Origin of the sequence: Pantoea sp. Mb-10, assembly GCF_021272205.1 — a bacterium.
GTDB lineage: Bacteria > Pseudomonadota > Gammaproteobacteria > Enterobacterales > Enterobacteriaceae > Pantoea.
Genome location: NZ_JAJSDX010000007.1, coordinates 52204 through 70333, shown reverse-complemented (window position 1 = coordinate 70333; position 18130 = coordinate 52204). Strand labels below are relative to the sequence as shown.

20 protein-coding genes are annotated in these 18130 nt (G+C 56.6%); 7 read left to right on the top strand and 13 right to left on the bottom strand.

Annotated features, from left to right (window positions below):
• Nucleotides 1-17: 17 nt before the first annotated feature.
• From lpxM to znuA, 3 genes are all read right to left on the bottom strand, one after another.
• The gene (lpxM, locus tag LU196_RS15215; protein WP_232759825.1) at nt 18-992 is read right to left on the bottom strand and encodes a lauroyl-Kdo(2)-lipid IV(A) myristoyltransferase; all 975 of its coding nucleotides are present in this window, start codon (nt 990-992) and stop codon (nt 18-20) included.
• A gap of 127 nt (nt 993-1119) precedes the next feature.
• The gene (mepM, locus tag LU196_RS15210) at nt 1120-2448 is read right to left on the bottom strand and encodes a murein DD-endopeptidase MepM (protein ID WP_232759824.1); all 1329 of its coding nucleotides are present in this window, start codon (nt 2446-2448) and stop codon (nt 1120-1122) included.
• 14 nt (nt 2449-2462) lie between these two features.
• Nucleotides 2463-3434: a zinc ABC transporter substrate-binding protein ZnuA gene (gene znuA, locus LU196_RS15205; RefSeq protein WP_232759823.1), complete on the bottom strand. Its 972-nt coding sequence runs from the start codon at nt 3432-3434 to the stop codon at nt 2463-2465.
• A gap of 76 nt (nt 3435-3510) precedes the next feature.
• Between znuA and znuC the strand changes: the two genes are divergently transcribed.
• Together znuC and znuB are read left to right on the top strand one after the other, a co-directional pair.
• The gene (znuC, locus tag LU196_RS15200; RefSeq protein ID WP_232759822.1) at nt 3511-4266 is read left to right on the top strand and encodes a zinc ABC transporter ATP-binding protein ZnuC; all 756 of its coding nucleotides are present in this window, start codon (nt 3511-3513) and stop codon (nt 4264-4266) included.
• Nucleotides 4263-5048 carry a zinc ABC transporter permease subunit ZnuB gene (gene znuB / locus LU196_RS15195; RefSeq protein ID WP_232759821.1) on the top strand — a complete coding sequence of 262 codons (786 nt, stop codon included), beginning with the start codon at nt 4263-4265 and terminating at the stop codon, nt 5046-5048. Before znuC ends, znuB begins: the two co-directional genes overlap by 4 nt.
• A gap of 6 nt (nt 5049-5054) precedes the next feature.
• Here the strand turns inward: znuB and ruvB are convergent, their stop codons facing one another.
• The 6 genes from ruvB to aspS form a co-directional block, all read right to left on the bottom strand.
• Complete coding sequence (ruvB, locus tag LU196_RS15190) at nt 5055-6059, bottom strand: Holliday junction branch migration DNA helicase RuvB (RefSeq protein WP_232759820.1); 1005 nt, start codon at nt 6057-6059, stop codon at nt 5055-5057.
• Nucleotides 6060-6066: 7 nt separating this feature from the next.
• Nucleotides 6067-6681 carry a Holliday junction branch migration protein RuvA gene (ruvA, locus tag LU196_RS15185; protein ID WP_232759819.1) on the bottom strand — a complete coding sequence of 205 codons (615 nt, stop codon included), beginning with the start codon at nt 6679-6681 and terminating at the stop codon, nt 6067-6069.
• Between the two features lie 89 nt (nt 6682-6770).
• A complete protein-coding gene (ruvC, locus tag LU196_RS15180; protein WP_232759818.1) occupies nt 6771-7298 on the bottom strand; it encodes a crossover junction endodeoxyribonuclease RuvC in 528 nt (175 codons plus the stop codon).
• A gap of 37 nt (nt 7299-7335) precedes the next feature.
• Complete coding sequence (locus LU196_RS15175; RefSeq protein WP_232759817.1) at nt 7336-8079, bottom strand: YebC/PmpR family DNA-binding transcriptional regulator; 744 nt, start codon at nt 8077-8079, stop codon at nt 7336-7338.
• Nucleotides 8080-8291: 212 nt separating this feature from the next.
• A complete protein-coding gene (gene nudB / locus LU196_RS15170) occupies nt 8292-8723 on the bottom strand; it encodes a dihydroneopterin triphosphate diphosphatase (RefSeq protein WP_232759816.1) in 432 nt (143 codons plus the stop codon).
• Nucleotides 8723-10504: an aspartate--tRNA ligase gene (gene aspS / locus LU196_RS15165; protein WP_232759815.1), complete on the bottom strand. Its 1782-nt coding sequence runs from the start codon at nt 10502-10504 to the stop codon at nt 8723-8725. Before aspS ends, nudB begins: the two co-directional genes overlap by 1 nt.
• 180 nt (nt 10505-10684) lie before the next feature.
• Here aspS and LU196_RS15160 point away from each other — a divergent pair, with 180 nt between their 5' ends.
• From LU196_RS15160 to cmoB, 3 genes are all read left to right on the top strand, one after another.
• Nucleotides 10685-11506, top strand: a complete 822-nt coding sequence (locus LU196_RS15160) for a DUF72 domain-containing protein (protein ID WP_232759814.1) — start codon at nt 10685-10687, stop codon at nt 11504-11506.
• Between the two features lie 74 nt (nt 11507-11580).
• Nucleotides 11581-12309, top strand: a complete 729-nt coding sequence (gene cmoA / locus LU196_RS15155) for a carboxy-S-adenosyl-L-methionine synthase CmoA (RefSeq protein WP_232759813.1) — start codon at nt 11581-11583, stop codon at nt 12307-12309.
• On the top strand, nt 12306-13274 hold the full coding sequence (cmoB, locus tag LU196_RS15150; RefSeq protein ID WP_232759812.1) for a tRNA 5-methoxyuridine(34)/uridine 5-oxyacetic acid(34) synthase CmoB: 969 nt from the start codon (nt 12306-12308) through the stop codon (nt 13272-13274). The genes cmoA and cmoB overlap by 4 nt, the downstream gene beginning before the upstream one ends.
• Before the next feature lie 121 nt (nt 13275-13395).
• Here the strand turns inward: cmoB and LU196_RS15145 are convergent, their stop codons facing one another.
• The 3 genes from LU196_RS15145 to cutC form a co-directional block, all read right to left on the bottom strand.
• Nucleotides 13396-14016 (bottom strand): LysE family translocator, encoded by a 621-nt coding sequence (locus LU196_RS15145; RefSeq protein ID WP_232759811.1) that lies wholly within the window; start codon nt 14014-14016, stop codon nt 13396-13398.
• 60 nt (nt 14017-14076) lie between these two features.
• The gene (locus LU196_RS15140) at nt 14077-14925 is read right to left on the bottom strand and encodes a hypothetical protein (protein ID WP_232759810.1); all 849 of its coding nucleotides are present in this window, start codon (nt 14923-14925) and stop codon (nt 14077-14079) included.
• Between the two features lie 167 nt (nt 14926-15092).
• Nucleotides 15093-15845 carry a copper homeostasis protein CutC gene (gene cutC, locus LU196_RS15135; RefSeq protein ID WP_232759809.1) on the bottom strand — a complete coding sequence of 251 codons (753 nt, stop codon included), beginning with the start codon at nt 15843-15845 and terminating at the stop codon, nt 15093-15095.
• Between the two features lie 85 nt (nt 15846-15930).
• On the opposite strand from cutC, the gene LU196_RS15130 reads away from it, so the two are divergent.
• The gene (locus LU196_RS15130; RefSeq protein WP_232759808.1) at nt 15931-17070 is read left to right on the top strand and encodes a MalY/PatB family protein; all 1140 of its coding nucleotides are present in this window, start codon (nt 15931-15933) and stop codon (nt 17068-17070) included.
• On the opposite strand, the gene LU196_RS15125 is transcribed toward LU196_RS15130, so the two are convergent.
• Nucleotides 17067-17627 (bottom strand): VOC family protein, encoded by a 561-nt coding sequence (locus LU196_RS15125; RefSeq protein ID WP_232759807.1) that lies wholly within the window; start codon nt 17625-17627, stop codon nt 17067-17069. The genes LU196_RS15130 and LU196_RS15125 overlap by 4 nt on opposite strands.
• A 312-nt stretch (nt 17628-17939) precedes the next feature.
• On the opposite strand from LU196_RS15125, the gene LU196_RS20365 reads away from it, so the two are divergent.
• Nucleotides 17940-18062 (top strand): hypothetical protein, encoded by a 123-nt coding sequence (locus tag LU196_RS20365; RefSeq protein WP_009089698.1) that lies wholly within the window; start codon nt 17940-17942, stop codon nt 18060-18062.
• The last annotated feature ends 68 nt before the right edge of the window (nt 18063-18130 follow it).

Below are 18130 nucleotides of genomic sequence, written 5' to 3'. Positions count from 1 at the left end.
CCTCGGCCCCTTTATGGTTATTTGCGCGGAAATAACTCTTTGCGTTTGTAGGGCTCAATGTCCCCGGCTTTACGCGTTTTCAGCAGTTTCAAAATCCAGGTGTACTGCTCGGGATGCGGGCGCACAAAGATCTCCACTTCCTCGTTCATACGGCGCGCCAGCGTCACATCATCCGCATCCAGCAGATCGTCCATAGGCGGACGCACATAAATATCCAGGCGATGCGTGGCGCTGTTATAGACCGGGAACAGAGGAACCACGCGGGCGCGGCACACTTTCATCAGGCGCCCTACCGCAGGCAGCGTGGCTTTATAGGTGGCAAAGAAATCCACAAACTCACTGTGTTCCGCGCCGTGATCCTGATCCGGGAGATAATAGCCGTAATAGCCCTGCCGCACAGAGGCGATAAACGGCTTAATGCCGTCGTTGCGCGCATGCATCCGCCCGCCAAAACGACGACGTACGGTATTCCAGACGAAGTCCATCAGCGGATCGCTCTGGTTGTGGAACATGGCTGCCATCTTCTGCCCTTCCGAGGCCAGCAGCATCGCCGGAATGTCGACTCCCCAACCGTGCGGCACCAGGAAAATCACGTTTTCTTGATTCGCCTGCAAGGCGTCGATGATCTCACGGCCATGCCAGTCCACGCGCTGACGGACGCGCGCCGGATCGCGCATGCCCAATTCCGCCATCATCGCCATTGCCTGCGGCGCGGTAGCAAACATACGATCAGCAATCTCTTCTCGCTGCGCATCACTGAGTTCCGGCAGACAGTAGTAGAGATTGATCAGCGCACGACGGCGCGCACTTTTCGCCAGCCTGCCGGCCAATTTACCCAATCCGCCCAGCACGGGATCGCGCACCCTGGCGGGTAACATCGCCATACCCGCCAGCGCCCCAATCGCCAGCCAGCTTCCCCAGTATTTCGGCTTGAGAAATGAACGTTGAAAAACGGGAATAAACTCACTGTTATTTTTTTTTCGGGTTTCCATGCACTCGCCTCTGAAAATGACGGCTCAATGATAGTGGCGACGGGTAAATTTGCAATCATCCTGCAGCAGATAGCAAAAAACCGACGTGTTTAGCGTCGGTTTTTGTACGTATGGCTGCGTCAGGCCGTTATTTAAACGCGAGCTGAGGCAGATAACTTTTCACCTGCGTCAGATAGGTGCTGCGATCTTTCCCGGTCAGGCCTTCCATCCGCGGCAGCTTGGCCGTGAGCGGATTAACCGCCTGATTGTTGATCCACACTTCATAATGCAGATGCGGGCCGGTTGAGCGTCCTGTGTTGCCCGAGAGCGCAATGCGATCGCCGCGTTTGACTTTTTGCCCCGGTTTAACCAACGCCTTGCTGAGGTGCATATAGCGCGTCATGTACTGGCGACCATGGCGAATGGCCACATAGTTGCCGGCTGCTCCGCCGTTTTTCGCCATCACCACTTCGCCATCGCCAACCGCCAACACGGGCGTGCCAATTGGCAGCGCAAAATCAACGCCGCGGTGCGGTGCAATGCGACCGGTAACAGGATTGAGGCGACGCGGATTAAAGTTCGACGATACGCGGTACTGCTTCACCGTCGGGAAACGCATAAACCCGCGCGCCAGGCCAGAGCCCTTGCGATCGTAGAATTTGCCATCTTCCGCCCGGAACGCGTAATAGTCTTTACCGCCGGTGCGCAGACGCACGCCCAGTAGCTGACTCTGCGCGCTTTTGCCGTCCAGCATTTCACGTGACATTAATACGCTGAATTCATCGCCGGCACGCAGCTTACGGAAATCCATCTGCCACTGCATCGCCTTGATGACGCTACTGGCTTCGGCGCTGGTCAACCCTGCGCGCTGCGCGCTGGCGGCGAAACTGCCACGCACTTCGCCTTTCAGCACGCTGTTTTGCCACTCGCCCTTCTGCATCTGCTGCTGCATGGTGAAGGTGCCATTCGGCTGACGCGTATAGACGCGCGTTTCGCGGCGGTCAATTTCCCACGTGAAATCCTGCAGCTGCCCCTGCTCACTGAGCGTCCAGCTTAGCTGCTGACCAATACGCAGCGTCCGAAGATCTTTGTCACTGCTGACCAGCGCATTGATATCACTGAGGTCAATGCCATACTGATTAAGCGCACTGCTCAAGGTATCGCCGGCGGAAACGGTGTAATCATGTGCGTCAGGCGCGTCGGAAACATCGTTATCAATGTCATCCGCAGGAATATCGTCTTCGGGTGCCGCCGTGGTTTGGTCCAACGGCTCACTGGCTTCCGGCAGCAGATTACGCAGGGCGTTTTTGTCCAGCGTGATGTCTTTGACAATCGGCGCAACGTCGTGTGGATGGTAAACGTAAGGCCGCCAAACAGCGACGGCCAACGTGACAACGGTTAATGATCCCAGCATAACGCGGTGGGGGCGCGGCAAATTATTAAATGCGAGGGCGACAGAGCGGGCTATCTGCTGCACTTTTACCTATTCCTCTATGCTCCATTCAGACAGCTCGCATACTGGCTCGACAGCTGTGAGAGGAAGGTCACATAGCTGTCTTTGGTTAAGCTGATCCCCATGCCCAGCGGATCAAGCGTACCTTTACGTACGGTTGTTCCGCGTGACACAGCATCGATAACGGCTGGTCTGAATTGTGGTTCAGCGAAAACGCAAACGGCTTTCTGCTCAACCAACTGTGTTCGTATTTGATGTAAACGCTGGGCGCCCGGTTGGATCTCAGGGTTGACGGTGAAATGACCTAATGGTGACAAACCGTAATGTTTCTCAAAGTAGCTGTAAGCATCGTGAAAAACGAAATAGCCCTTACTTCTTACCGGCGCAAGCTGCGCGCCAATGTGCTTGTCTGCGTCCGCTAAGGCTGCTTCAAAGTGCTGCAGATTGGCGTCCAGTTTGGCTTTGCTTTGCGGCATAAGTTCCAATAATTTTCCGTGGATTGCAACCGCAGATTGTTTCGCAATCTCAGGAGACATCCACAAATGCATATTAAATTCGCCGTGATGGTGATGTTCATGAGACGTGTCTTGTTGTTCGGAAATTTCCGATTCCTTTGCATTAGCGTGATCGTGATCGTGGCCGTCGTCATCTTCAGCACCGCTAATCAATTGCGATTTCACCTCTGGCAGGGCCGCAATTTCCAGGTTTTTCGCAGCAGGCAGCGCCGCGGCAGGCCGGGTCAGAAAGGCTTCCATTTCCGGACCAACCCACACCACTAAGTCAGCGTTTTTAATACGTTTTACATCCGAGGGGCGCAGCGCATAATCATGTTCTGACGCGCCATCTGGCAGCAATACGTCTACGGGCGTGACGCCATCGGCGATAGCGGCAGCAATGAATCCCACCGGTTTAATTGAAGCGACCACATCCGCGCGGGCAGAGAAAGAAAAAACGGTCGCCAACGTGACCGCAGAGACGGTAACAGCGAGGCGGGGGTTAATATGTAACATAATGCGTCATTCCATCGTGACCAGTTGATGGAATGTGATATTATAACATTCGAAACTCAATGCAACCGTAAATCTTATGTCGCCACTTGTTACACTTGAAAACATTTCTGTGCAGTTTGCTCAGCGTCCGGTATTGAGTCAGGTCAGCTTGTCGCTGATGCCCGGCAAAATTCTGACGCTGCTTGGCCCCAATGGAGCAGGTAAATCTACGCTGGTGCGCACGGTGCTGGGACTGCTGCCCCCTACGAGCGGCAGCGTCACGCGTCTGCCGGGCTTACGTATTGGCTATGTGCCGCAAAAGCTGCATATCGATCCCACCTTGCCGGTCAGCGTTGAGCGCTTTATGCGCCTGTCGCGCGGCACCGCGCGCAGCGCCATCCTGCCTGCGCTAAAGCGCGTTCAGGCCGGACATTTGCTGCGCGCGCCGCTGCAAAAGCTCTCCGGCGGTGAAACGCAGCGTGTGCTGTTGGCGCGCGCCCTGCTCAACCAACCGCAATTGCTGGTACTCGACGAGCCCACCCAAGGTGTCGATGTCAACGGTCAGGTGGCGCTCTATGATTTGATCGATCAGCTGCGGCAAGAGCTTAACTGCGGTGTGCTGATGGTATCGCATGACCTGCATCTGGTGATGGCCAAAACCGATGAGGTGCTGTGCCTCAATCACCACATTTGTTGTTCAGGCACGCCAGAGGCGGTCTCTCAGCATCCTGAATTCATTGCCATGTTTGGCACGCGCGGCGCGCAACAGCTGGCCATTTACCGCCATCACCATAATCACCGTCACGATTTACAGGGACGCATCGTTCTGCGCAAAGGAAAGACTTCGTCATGATTGAACTGTTACTTCCCGGCTGGCTTGGCGGCGTTTTGCTCGCGCTGGCCGCCGGCCCACTGGGCTCATTTGTGGTATGGCGGCGCATGTCCTATTTCGGTGACACTCTCGCCCACGCCTCGCTGCTCGGCGTCGCCTTCGGGCTTCTGCTCAACGTGAATCCAGGGTACGCGGTCATTGCGGTGACCGTTTGTCTGGCGCTGGGCTTGGTGTGGCTGGAGCGACGCCCGCATCTGGCTATAGATACGTTACTGGGCATTATGGCGCATAGCGCACTGTCGCTGGGGTTGGTCGTGGTGAGTCTGATGCAGGGCGTACGCGTCGATCTTATGGCTTACCTGTTTGGTGACTTGCTGGCCATCACGCCGCAGGATTTGGCCATCATGAGCGGCGGCGTGGCGGTGGTGTTAGCGGTGATGGCATGGCAGTGGCGCGCCTTGCTTTCGATGACCATTAGCCCTGAATTAGCGCAGGTTGACGGCGTAAACTTATCTCGCACCCGCATGCTGCTAATGCTGGTCACGGCGGTCACCATTGGTGTGGCCATGAAGTTTGTTGGCGCGCTGATCATAACGTCACTGCTGATTATCCCGGCCGCGACCGCGCGCCGCTTCGCACGATCGCCAGAACAGATGGCCGGTTTTGCGGTTGTGGTGGGAATCATTGCCGTGACGGGCGGTCTGGCCTTCTCCGCCAATTACGATACGCCTGCAGGCCCGTCGGTGGTGCTGTGCGCCGCGCTGCTTTTTGCTGCGAGCATGGTAAAGAAACCGGCGGTCTGACGCCGGTTAGCTTTCGCGGGCGATGCCAAAATGCTGGTAGGCATGCTGCGTGGCCATACGGCCGCGCGGCGTGCGCTGAATGAATCCTTGCTGGATCAGGAAGGGTTCAATCACATCCTCAATGGTTTCTCGCTCCTCACCAATGGCCGCGGCCAGATTGTCCAGCCCAACCGGTCCGCCCATAAACTTGTCAATGATGGCAAGCAACAGTTTGCGATCCATATAGTCAAAGCCTTGACTGTCCACGTTGAGCATATCCAGCGCGCTGGCAGCCACTTCACCGCTCATATTGCCATCGGCACGCACTTCAGCGAAGTCGCGCACGCGCCGCAGCAGGCGGTTCGCGATGCGCGGCGTACCGCGCGCGCGGCATGCCACTTCGCGCGCGCCCTCTTCGCTTAGCACCAATCCCAGGCACGCAGCGCTGCGGCTCACGATATGCTGGAGATCCGCCACATTATAAAATTCCAAACGCTGTACGATGCCAAAGCGATCGCGCAGCGGCGAGGTGAGCGATCCCGCGCGCGTGGTCGCGCCGATCAACGTGAACGGCGGCAGATCAAGTTTGATAGAGCGCGCCGCCGGCCCTTCCCCGATCATAATGTCCAGCTGATAATCCTCCATCGCCGGATAGAGCACTTCTTCCACCACGGGCGACAGGCGGTGAATTTCATCAATGAACAGGACGTCATGAGGTTCAAGATTGGTGAGCATGGCAGCCAAATCGCCTGCCTTCTCCAGCACCGGGCCTGATGTGGTGCGCAGGTTAACGCCCATTTCGTTGGCGACGATGTTCGCCAGCGTGGTTTTTCCCAGACCGGGCGGACCAAAGATCAGCAGATGATCCAGCGCATCCCCGCGCAGCTTGGCCGCCTTGATGAAAATCTCCATCTGCTCGCGCACTTGGGGCTGTCCCACATATTCCGTCAACAGTTTAGGGCGGATGGCGCGATCCAGGCTCTCTTCTTCCGTGTAAGCGCTGCCCGACACCAGACGATCGGCTTCAATCATGATGACCTCAAATAGCTGCGCGCAGCGCTTCGCGAATCAGCGTTTCGCAATCTGCATCCGGTTTACCTACTTTACTAACCATGCGGCTGGCTTCTTGCGGTTTGTAGCCCAGCGCCACCAGCGCCGCCACGGCTTCTGACTCAGCGTCATTGCTGTCCGGCGCGGCAGAAGGAGTACTCAGCGTAAAGGTCGAATCGCCGCCAAACAGATCGCCGTGCATGCCTTTGAAGCGGTCTTTCATTTCAACCACCAGACGCTCTGCGGTCTTTTTGCCCACGCCAGGCAGTTTCACCAGCGAGGCAATCTCTTCGCGCTCAACGGCCGTAACGAACTGCTGCGCTGACATGCCAGAAAGAATGGCCAGGGCCAGTTTGGGCCCGACGCCGTTGACTTTGATCAGCTCGCGGAACAGCGCTCGCTCCTGTTTGCTGTTGAAGCCAAACAGCAGTTGCGCGTCTTCACGCACCACGAACTGTGTGAAAATGATGGCTTCCTGCTGAATGTCGGGCAGCTCATAAAAGCAGGTCATGGGCATGTGCACTTCATAACCAACGCCATTTGCTTCAATCAGCACCAGCGGTGGCTGTTTTTCCAGAATATAGCCTCGTAAGCGACCAATCACCGAGCAGCTCCTTAATCGTTGAATCAGCGACGTTATATACCATAAAAAAGGCTGGATGAATATCCAGCCTCAAAAACGTGCGTGATTTATCAGCCTGAGCGCAATCGCCCGCGCGTCATGACCAGCTTCGTATCGCTCATGCGCGCCGTGTTCTGGCTGAGATGACAATGCGTAATGGCAATCGCCAGCGCATCAGCCGCATCGGCCTGCGGGTTTGCTGGCAGTTTTAATAGCGTGCGCACCATGTGCTGCACCTGACTTTTCTCTGCACCGCCGGTGCCGGTGACGGTTTGTTTGACCTGACGTGCCGCATACTCAAACACGGGCAGATCAAGGTTCACCGCCGCGACAATCGCCGCCCCGCGCGCCTGCCCCAGCTTCAGCGCGGAGTCGGCATTTTTGGCCATGAACACCTGCTCGATAGCGAAATAATCGGGCGAGAACTGCGTGATAATCTCGCTCACGCCCGCATAGATAAGCTTGAGACGGGAAGGGAGATCGGTGACGCTGGTACGGATACAGCCGCTGCCGAGGTAGGTCAGCTGGCGGCCCACCTGACGAATCACGCCATAGCCGGTGACGCGCGAGCCGGGATCGATCCCGAGAATAACGGTCATAGCGCGTCTCCGGCTTGGGGGTTATCAGGGCACGCCATTACAGCGTTTCCGCGACCTCGTCAGAAATTTCACCGTTGTGGTAAACCTCCTGTACGTCATCGCAATCTTCCAGCATATCGATCAGACGCAGCAGTTTCGGTGCGGTTTCCGCATCAAGTTCAGCTTTGGTTGACGGGATCATAGAGACTTCAGCGGTGTCGGCTTTGAGCCCTGCCGCTTCCAGCGCATCACGGACGCTACCCAGCTCTTCCCAAGCGGTAAAGACATCGATTGCACCGTCGTCGTAGCTCATCACGTCTTCTGCGCCGGCTTCCAGCGCCGCTTCCATGACCGCATCTTCATCCTGACCTGGTGCGAAGGAGATAACGCCTTTTTTGCTGAAAAGGTAGGCTACAGAGCCGTCGGTACCAAGGTTGCCGCCGGTTTTCGTGAAGGCGTGGCGCACTTCGCCTACGGTGCGGTTGCGGTTATCACTCAGGCATTCCACCATTACTGCGGAGCCGCCCGGACCGTAACCTTCGTAAATGATGGTTTCCATGTTGGAGTCATCTTCACCGCCCACGCCGCGTGCAATCGCGCGGTTCATGGTGTCACGCGTCATGTTGTTGGACAGCGCTTTGTCCATTGCTGCGCGCAGACGCGGATTCGAACCCGGATCGCCACCGCCCAGCTTCGCCGCCGTCACCAGTTCACGAATGATCTTGGTGAAGATTTTGCCACGCTTGGCGTCCTGCGCCGCTTTACGGTGTTTGGTATTTGCCCATTTACTGTGTCCAGCCATGTTACTTTCTCTCCGATCTTTAACTGGGTTCAGGCTACCTTGCCTGCCGCACCGTTTTCGACGGCCCGCGCCGAGGGCGCCTGCACCAGGAAAACGCTGCAGCGCACAATCGGCGCCTGACTGTTCAACAGGGATGGGGCACGCGCTGGCCCGGCATCCTAAATCTCTTGGCTTATCGACTCGCTGCGGCAAAACAGGCCTGCGAGCCGTCGCTAAATGAACTCTTCTATCGCCTGCCGGTTACTCCAGGACTTGGTTAGCGCGGCAGCGGCGGCAGGCGCCACCCACTGCGCGGCCAAATGCTCGCTCAGCAGCGGTTCACGCTCACAGGGTAGCGCCAGGCGGAACCAGTGCTCGTGATTATGCGTGACGTCAGGTGCATAGCGATGACGATATTGCGGGAAGATTTCGAACGCAATCTGCTTGTGACAATCTTCAAGCCGTAAGCCTTCGCCAGCGATATCGATAGCCAACTCCTCTGCCACTTCACGCAGCGCCGCCTGAACCGGGGTTTCGCCCGGCTCAAGGCTGCCGGTAACCGACTGCCAGAAGGTGGCATCATCCCGCCGCTGTAGCATTAACACCCGGCCAGTGTCACAGGCAAAAATCACCACCAGCACCGAAACCGGATGTTTGTAGCGCATTACTTCGTCTCTGGCTTTTCTTTTTTCGGGGCAAGTTGAATGCCCAGATCCGCCAGCGCCGCCGGATTTGCCTCGCTCGGTGCTTCCGTCATCATACAAGCTGCCGCCGTGGTTTTCGGGAAGGCAATGACATCACGAATGTTTTCGGTACCGGTCAGCAGCATGGTCAGGCGATCCAAACCAAACGCGAGGCCAGCGTGCGGCGGCGTACCGTATTTCAAGGCATCAAGCAGGAAGCCAAACTTCTCGCGCTGCTCCTCTTCGGTGATACCCAGAATGCTGAACACGGTTTGCTGCATCGTGCCATTGTGGATACGCACTGAGCCGCCGCCGACTTCATAGCCGTTGATGACCATGTCATACGCGTTTGCCACCGCCTGCGTAGGATCGGCTGCCAGTTGTTCAGCACTCAGCGCTTTCGGCGCGGTGAACGGGTGGTGCATGGCTGCCAGACCGCCCTCTTCGTCCTCTTCGAACATCGGGAAGTCGATCACCCACAGCGGTGCCCACGCTTTTTCGTCGGTAATGGCTAAATCACGGCCGACTTTCAGGCGCAGCGCACCCAGCGCATCCGCCACAATTTTTGACCGATCGGCACCAAAGAAGATCAGATCGCCATCCTGCGCGCCCGTGCGCGTCAACATAGCCTCAACAATCTCCGGCGTCAGGAATTTAGCGACCGGACTTTGTACGCCCTCAAATCCGTTCGCGCGCTGATTGATTTTCATCCACGCCAGGCCTTTGGCGCCGTAGATTTCAACAAATTTGCCGTACTCGTCAATTTGCTTACGCGTCAGGGCCGCGCCGCCAGGCACACGCAGGGCCGCCACGCGACCTTTGGCGTCGTTTGCCGGGCCGGCAAAGACCTGGAACTCGACCTGCTTCAACAGATCGCCAACGTCGACCAGTTCCATTGGGTTACGCAGATCCGGTTTATCGGAGCCGTAACGGTGCATCGCTTCCGCAAAGGTCATCTGCGGGAATTCGCCCAAATCCACGCCCTTCACCTCAAGCCACAGCTCGCGAATCAGGCGCTCCATTTTTTCGCGCACCTGCTCGGCCGTCATGAAAGAGGTTTCGACGTCGATCTGGGTAAATTCTGGCTGGCGATCGGCACGTAAATCTTCATCGCGGAAGCATTTGACGATCTGATAATAGCGGTCGAAGCCTGACATCATCAGCAGCTGCTTAAACAGCTGCGGCGACTGCGGCAGCGCGTAAAATTTACCTTTGTGCACGCGGCTCGGTACCAGATAGTCGCGCGCGCCTTCTGGGGTAGCTTTGGTCAGCATCGGCGTTTCGATATCGAGGAACCCTTCGCTGTCCATAAAGCGACGAACAAAGCTGGTGATTTTTGCGCGCGTTTTCAGACGCTGTGCCATCTCCGGGCGACGTAAGTCCAAATAGCGGTAAGTCAGACGCGCTTCTTCGCTGTTGGTCTGGTTCGAGTCCAGCGGCAGCGGTTCAGAGCGGTTGATGATGGTCAGCGCGTGGGCGAACACTTCCACGTCGCCGGTCGCCATGTCGCTGTTGCGGTTTTTCTCGTCGCGCGCACGCACGGTACCGGTGATCTGGATACAGAATTCGTTGCGCAGCTCAGAGGCCAGCTGGAAAGCATCCTGATGGTCGGCGTCAAAAAACACCTGTGCGATCCCTTCGCGGTCGCGCATATCAATAAATATCAGGCTACCCAGATCGCGACGGCGATTGACCCAGCCGCAGAGAGTGACTTGCTGACCTACGTGGGACAGATTGAGCTGTCCGCAATATTCTGTACGCATAACGTATCCTTTTAACTTCGCCGCTGCTGCCAGACAACATCAGGCCGCGTAACCTTCTAAGATGCTGTCGCAAAAAGGCGACTATTATAATGTAAAATCCCAGGCAGGATAAGTGGAGCCCGCGCAAAGCGGACATTTCATCGGCAATTATTCGCCGCTATCGACGTCAGGAGCTTGGGTTTGACGCTTCGTATTGGATTACCCCAGTGGCATCACGCTCGCTGGAAACAGTTTGGCCTGGAGAACCTGGCTGATTACGCCCGGCTGTTTGACTGCGTTGAGGGCAATACCACACTTTATGCGCTGCCGTCCCCTGAGGTGGTGATGCGCTGGCGTGACATGACGCACGACGATTTTCGTTTCTGTTTCAAATTTCCCGGCAGCATCTCGCACCAGGCGGCCTTACGCCACTGTGAGGAGCAGGTCAGCGCCTTTCTGCGTTTACTCGATCCGTTAAGTCATCGCATCGGACAATACTGGCTCCAGCTGCCCGCCGCGTTTTCGCCCGCGCAGCTTGACGACTTGTGGCGCTTTCTCGATAACCTGCCGCGCAGTTTCCATTACGGCGTAGAGGTGCGCCACGCACAGTTTTTTGCCAAAGGCGAGGCTGAACGCGCCTTGAATCGTGGCCTGGCGGCGCGCGGCGTGAATCGCGTCATCCTCGACAGTCGCCCTGTTCATGCCTCCCGCTCCCAGCATGCCGCGGCCATCGAGGCACGGCGCAAAAAACCGCGTGTACCGCCGCATGCGGTAAAAACGGGCGCGCAGCCGATGGTCCGCTTTATCGGCAGCGACAGCGTTGAAGAGAGCGTTCCATTGTTTCAGCCGTGGCAGAAAAAACTGGCAGAATGGCAAACCGAAAGCGAGCCGCTGCTGTTTATTCATACGCCTGATATGGGCGAAGTGTTTCCGCTGGTGCAGACGCTGTGGCCGCAGCTGCAACAGCTGCGCCCTTCGCTGCCCAATCTGCCTGACTGGCCCCAACAAACGGCGCTGTTCTGAATGCAAAGCGGATGCAGCAGGCGGCAGTTTCTGCCAGAATAGCGCCCTTTCCGTTTTCTCTCCGGATTTTCATTATGTCTGACCGCGATACGCTATTTTCCGCGCCCATCGACAAACTGGGTGACTGGACCTTTGACGAGCGCGTGGCTGAAGTCTTTCCCGATATGATTCAGCGCTCGGTGCCAGGGTATTCCAATATTATTTCTATGATTGGTATGCTGGCAGAACGCTTTGTGCAGCCCAACAGCAAGGTGTATGACCTGGGCTGTTCGCTGGGTGCTGCCACGCTCTCGGTGCGTCGTAATATCCGCGTACCGGGATGTGAAATTATCGCCGTCGATAATTCCCCTGCGATGGTTGAACGCTGCCGTCGTCACATTGATGCCTTCCGCGCCGACACGCCGGTCGAGGTACGACAGGCGGATATCCGCGATATTCCTATCGAAAACGCCTCGCTGGTGATCCTCAATTTTACGCTGCAGTTTCTTGAGCCGCCTGCGCGCCTGGCGCTGCTGACCAAGGTCGCTAATGGCCTCAAGCCCGGCGGTGCGCTGGTGCTGTCAGAAAAATTTAGTTTTGAAGACGCCGAGGTCGGCGAGCTGCTGTTTGATATGCACCACGATTTCAAGCGCGCGAACGGCTACAGCGAACTGGAGATCAGCCAGAAGCGCAGCATGCTGGAAAACGTGATGCTCACCGACAGCGTCGACACGCATAAAGCGCGCCTGCAACAAGCGGGCTTTGCCCACGCCGAACTGTGGTTCCAATGCTTTAACTTCGGCTCGCTGGTGGCATTAAAATGATGGATTTTGGTCGTTTCTATCAGCAAATCGCCACCGGCCCGCTGGCGAGCTGGCTGGAAGTTCTTCCGGCACAAATTGCCGCCTGGCAGCGCGAAAACCTGCACGGTCATTTCCGTAACTGGGAAAAAGCGGTGCAGTATCTGCCGCTGTTGACGCCGCAATCCTGCGATCTGCAGCACAGCGTCAGCGCCCAATCAGATGACCTCAGCGATCGTCAACGCGCGGGCATTGAAAAGCTGTTGCGCACTCTGATGCCGTGGCGCAAAGGCCCCTATTCGCTGTATGGCACCGAAATTGACACCGAATGGCGTTCCGATTGGAAATGGGATCGCGTTTTACCGCACATCTCCCCGCTGGCTGGCCGCACGGTGCTGGACGTCGGCTGCGGCAGCGGCTATCACATGTGGCGCATGATTGGCGCCGGGGCGCGCCTGGTCGTGGGCATCGATCCGATGCAGCTCTTCCTGTGCCAGTTTGAAGCGGTGCGCAAGCTGCTGGGTGACGATCGCCGTGCCCATCTGCTGCCGCTGGGCATTGAGCAGCTTCCCGCGCTGCAGGCGTTTGATACGGTGTTCTCAATGGGCGTGCTCTATCATCGCCGCTCGCCGCTGGATCATCTCTATCAACTCAAAAATCAGTTGGTGAGTGACGGCGAACTGGTGCTGGAAACGCTGGTGATCGAGGGCGATGAAAATGCGGTGCTGGTGCCGGGTGAACGCTACGCGCAAATGCGTAATGTCTACTTTATTCCTTCGGCCGCCGCACTGAAAAGCTGGCTCGAAAAATGCGGATTTGTGGATGTGCGTATCGCCGATCACGCGGTGACCTCTATAGAAGAGCAGCGCCGCACCAGCTGGATGACCAGTGAATCACTGGCGGAGTTTCTCGACCCCAACGACAATAGCAAAACCGTTGAAGGGTATCCGGCGCCGCTGCGCGCCGTACTGGTGGCGCGCAAGCCCTGAGTGCTATCGCCGCGACAGCGCCAGCTTCGCGGCAAAACCAATTAACACGCACCCCGTGAGCCGATTCAGGATTTTCAGCACGCGGCTGCGCGCAATATTGGTGGCGCGCAAGCCCCGAGGCCTATCGCCGTGACAGCGCCAGCTTCGCGGCAAAACCAATAAATACGCAGCCCGTGAGCCGATCCATGATTTTCAGCACGCCAGGCTGACGCAGCTGCGCGGCAAAATAGTGGCTGCCGCCGATCAATATCGCATTCCATAACAGACCGATCGCCATATGTGTCAACGCCATCAGCGTGCACCACAGCGGCACAGATGCGCCGGCGGGGATAAACTGCGGCAGAAAAGTCACGTAAAAGACGCCCACTTTGGGATTCAGCATATTACCCATCAGTCCGCGACTAAAGCAGGCAACATAGCGCTGTTCAGCGCGGACAGCCTCAGGCGCGTCCGCGGCAGCCGTGCGCGGCTTGAACAGTAATTTGGCCCCAAGCCAGAGTAGATATGCGGCACCCAGCCATTTCAGCGTGTTGTAGGCCACTTCAGAGGCGAGCAGCAACGCACCGAGCCCGAATCCCACCGCAATACCCCATACCAGGCAGCCCAGCGTGACGCCGAGCGCCGTGGCGGACGCACGCTTCCAGCCCTGTGCAGCAGCGGAACGCAACACCAGCGCAGTATCAAACCCTGGCGTTAGCGTTAACACGGTGATGGCGAAAAGAAAGGATAAAATGAGTGTCATGGCCTGCCCCATTCATGCCGTTTAATAAAGGTCGTCCTGTTCAGGGGCCCCCCGTGCCGGTTAATTCTCGGCGTCAGCGGGTCGATCCCAATATTGATATTTATAAGCCGTGGTAAGATGCCGTTCCAGCGTGCCTTTGGCAAAGGTTTCCGTTTCGTGCAGATAGCTAAGGGTACAGTTTCCCACCTCATCCCAGAGCTGGCACTCATCCACTGAGCGCAGCGTACTGACCGGCGTGGTAGACGTCCCATCAAGACGCCGTTCACGCCACTGCGCGTCATAGGTATACGTATCTTTCCCGCGCACGGTGCTGGCTGTGGTGACCTGTCCCTGCTGATTCCAGCGCCAGCTGCTTACACCATTGCTGGTTTCATCACTGCCGCGCGCTACGCTCTTCTCAACCTGAAAGTGCCTGTCGTAGTGAAACGTGGTTTCCGTGGCGCCCGCTTTGCCCATACTGGTAAAGGTGTCAGATGCGCTGAGGATGTTACCCTGCGGGCCGATATGCCAACTGATGGTACCCTGCCGATTATCGATAACCTGCGCCTGGCCATCTTTGAGCACTTTGACCAACCATGCGTACTCCGCAACCCACCCGCGCTGCACGCGCGCAATGTGCTGCTCCATGCTCAAGATGACGCTGCCTTCGTTCTTGTCGTAGGTGATATCCGCCACCAGCAATCTCCCGCAGCGGTCAAACTGCCCCAACACGCGCTTCTGGGAATCAACGTCTTTGCCAAACTCGCCGGCCACCACCTGGCGCACTGCGCCTTTGGCATCGCCGCCCAGAATGATCCAGTTGTTACTGCTGGCGATGGCGGCACTTTGCGGGGGACAGGCGGTGCCAGCGGCCAACGCGCCGCTCGCAGCGGGAAGCAGAAGCGCGCAAATCAAAGAAAGGCTTTTCATATCGGGATTTCCGCACTCAATCATGCATTAATCAAAGCACCGTTTAAGATCTTCTGCCATGTCCCGCTGAATAACAGGCAAAAAGAACCCCAGCAAGAGACTGGGGTTTGGTACTTGCAAGCATCGCGTCGCTAGGCTCGACGCGCTGCGCGGCAAAATCGGTAGTATCAGGCGACGCGAACGGCGCTCATTTCCATCATGGTTTTCATGGCTTCAACCACATCACCATCCACACAGTAGCGGCTAAATTCGTCGGTCTCGGGTTCACCACACATTGAGACGCCCGCTTTGCGATAACGCATTGGAGAAGCAATCAGGCGGCTAGCGGAGCTGTGAACTTCCTGCAGACCGCATTCGATAAACTTTTGCAGGTTACTTAATCTCACACCCGCACCGGCCATAATGATTGGACCCGTGCTCTGTTCATTTAGTTCCCGCAATAATGCAATTCCTGCTTCAGCGTTCTGCTGCTGACCCGAGGTGAGGATACGATGGATGCCAAGATCGGTCAGAATGTGCAGCGCTCTGTTGGGGCTGTGGCAGAGATCAAAGGCGCGGTGAAACGTCACCGCCATGTCGCCGCACAGCGCCATGATTTGCTGCATGCGTGCGACATCGACGTGTGCGTCCTCATCCAGCATGCCAATCACAACGCCCGGAAACCCCATGTCGCGGATAAAGGCGACGTCAGATTTCATCACTTCGAATTCATGGGCGGTATAACAAAAATCACCGCCGCGAGGACGCACGATGGGGTGTACCGGAATCGTTAGCTGGCGCTGTGCGGCCTCCAGCACGCCCGGCGAAGGCGTTAAGCCTCCCTCACGCGGTGCGCTACAGAGTTCCACACGATCCGCTCCGGCCTGCTCTGCCGCCAGCGCACAGTCAATGCCATAACAACAAATTTCCAGTTTCGTCATCCTCGACTCCTTTTCACGACTTCTGGCTCGGAGAGGTTACATAAGTTAGTCTGCTTAATGGATCAGTTTACGTGGAAACCGCACAATGACATTCGATTTTGATCAAGGGATAGACCGTCGTCACAGCGATAGTTTGAAATGGCACAAATATCGCGATAGCGATGTCCTGCCGCTGTGGGTGGCAGACACCGATTTTCGCTCACCGCCCTGCGTCATTGAGGCCATTCAAAAGCGTGTTGCACACGGCGTTTTTGGTTATGGCGCCCCGCCCGCTGGGCTTATCAATGTTATTGTTTCGCGTTTAGCTGAACGTTATCAATGGCACATCCAACCTGACTGGATCGTGCTGCTGCCTGGCGTCGTCAGTGGCCTGAATCTGGCCGTGCGCGCCTTTACCGAGCAGGGGCAAGGCACGGTGGCGCCCAGCCCTATTTATCCCCCTTTCCGCTCCGCAGCACGACTGGCGAACCGAACGCAGGTTAATTTGCCGATGCAGCTTGTAGAGAACCGCTGGGTGCCGAGCCTTGACGCCGCTTACCTCACGGGGAATGAACGCTTGTTGATGCTGTGCAACCCGCACAACCCCGGTGGCACCGTTTACACGCGCGCCGAACTCGAGGCACAGCTGGCCTTTGCGCAGCAACATGGCTTGCTGGTGTGCTCGGATGAGATCCACTGTGATTTATTGCTCACGCCCGGCACCCGCCACATTCCGTTTGCCAGCCTTAACGAGGATGCGGCCCAGCGCAGCCTCACGCTGCTCTCGCCCTCTAAAACGTTCAATATTGCCGGATTAGGCGCATCGGTTGCGATTATTCCAAATCCCGCGCTTCGCAAGCGATTTAGTCAGGTGCGTGAAGGCATTGTACCGAGCGTCGATATTCTGGCGCTGGTGGCCGCGGAAGCCGCCTGGCGCGATGGCGATCCGTGGTTGGACGCGCAGTTGGCGTATCTGCGCGCGAACCGTGATGCGCTGTGCGCCACCATTGAGAGCCTGCCCGGCGTAAAGATGATGTGTCCGGAAGCGACCTACCTCGGCTGGATCGATGCCAGCGGACTCGACGTCGCCAACCCGACGCACTATTTCGAAACGCACGGACTCGGTTTTTCGCCGGGGCGTGACTTTGGCAACGACCAGTTTGTGCGTTTCAATTTTGGCTGTACCCGCTCCACGCTGGACACGGCGCTGGCACGCCTGCGTCAGGCGGTGGAGGCGCGCCGTTAAGCGCGTTCGCTGGCCACAATCTCTTCTAATGACCACGGATGAAATTTGACGGTGGTCTGGCCGTCCGTGACCGCCAGCGTAGGATTGGGCAAACGCTCTTGTTCACCCTTAGGCGTGCTGGTTTTGAAGGAGATGCCCGGCTGCGTAAGGGCTTCATCTGACAGCAGGGCCATCGCGCGCACGCCAAGCGTCTCAGGCTCACCGCGCAGAACGATTTCAATATGCTCCCACCCTTCGTGGCGGTATCTTTTCTCGCCAGGCCACGGCAGCTCAATCACATCAACCTGCCAGCCGGCAAACTGTAGCGGTTCATGCAGCTTAAACAAATAAATGGGTCGTCCGTTGATGATCGCTTCGGAAAAGGCGGTTCCTATCTGCAGCAAGCCGCTTTTCCAGCGCTCCGCAGTGGTAAATTGATGACAGCGTACCGCAATGTGATCAATTTCATGCTGGGTGATTTCAATCCCTAACCGCGCAGCGAATGCGCTTAATGCGCTATCAAAACGAGACAGATCTTGTTCTAAGTCACTCAGTTCAGTGGGAAAATTTTTTTTCATTGTGGGCCTACCTCTGGAAAAATCCATTCATTTTGAGATGTAAAGCAGCGGAAGAAGCTGCGCATTCTCTCATCAAAGCGTCAGATTCATCCTATTTAGCCTAAAAAAACGCTGAAAACCGCATAAATCGCTTAATCATTTCGGATTAATCGCCTTACCAGTACCACCTTTTACTTTATGAAAGTAGCATAAATAAATGATTTATTTGGTTAAAATTAATACAATAAGATAAATCTCATTTCCCTTCCAAACAATTGCAGCCTGAAACCCTTTCTTATAAATTTGTGATTCACAACTACAAGGAACGGCCTTATGTCTATGCTCATTGTTGTCGCGGTCCTGATTGCCTTAATGGGATTTGCTATTTCCCGCCATTGGAAGGTGCGTGAAGACAAAAGCGTTAAAAATCCACGCCGTCACTTGCGTCGCCGTTAGTCGGCGACCTAAGGTGGTGCACCTATTGCCTCTGCGCGAAGTGCTGACGCACCTTATCATTTCACGTA